Here is an 807-nt window from a genome sequence, read left to right on the forward strand (position 1 = left end):
AGCACGACGTGGCCGCCACCTTCATGGCCAAGCCAATGACCGGTGAGCCGGGCAGTGCCATGCACTTGCACCAGAGCATCATCGACATCGAGACCGGCAAAAACATCTTCTCCAATGAAGACGGGACCATGAGTTCGTTGTTCCTGCACCACATCGGTGGCTTGCAGAAACTCATTCCCGAGCTGTTGCCGCTGTTTGCACCCAACGTCAACTCGTTCCGCCGATTCCTGCCCGACACGTCGGCGCCGGTCAACGTCGAGTGGGGCGAAGAGAACCGCACCGTGGGCCTGCGCGTTCCGGACGCCGGGCCGCAAAACCGCCGGGTTGAAAACCGCCTGCCGGGCGCCGATGCCAACCCGTACCTGGCGATTGCCGCCAGCCTGCTGTGCGGTTACATCGGCATGGTCGAAGGCATGAACCCGAGTGCACCGGTAGTCGGCCGTGGTTATGAGCGCCGTAACCTGCGTTTGCCGCTGACCATCGAAGACGCACTGGAACGCATGGAAAACAGCAAAACCATCGAGAAGTACCTGGGCACCAACTTCATCACTGGCTACGTAGCGGTCAAGCGGGCCGAGCATGAAAACTTCAAGCGCGTGATCAGTTCGTGGGAACGGGAGTTCCTGCTCTTTGCCGTCTGACACGCCGGGCGCCGCCGTTGTCCCGCGGCGCGCGTTCACCTGGATTTTTAGGAGATTCACATGACCAGCAACAACCCGCAAACCCGCCAATGGCAAACCCTGAGCAATGATCACCACCTGGCCCCGTTCAGCGATTTCAAGCAGCTGAAAGAGAAAGGCCCGCGGA

The 807-nt window shown here is 60.3% G+C and carries 1 pseudogene; it reads left to right on the forward strand.

What is annotated here, in order from left to right:
• Nucleotides 1–641 (forward strand): annotated as a pseudogene (locus tag D8U69_RS12055) (glutamine synthetase); the annotation flags it as partial.
• Between the last annotated feature and the right edge of the window lie 166 nt (nt 642–807).

The organism is Pseudomonas sp. Sample_16 (assembly GCF_004307665.1).
Classification (GTDB): Bacteria; Pseudomonadota; Gammaproteobacteria; order Pseudomonadales; family Pseudomonadaceae; genus Aquipseudomonas.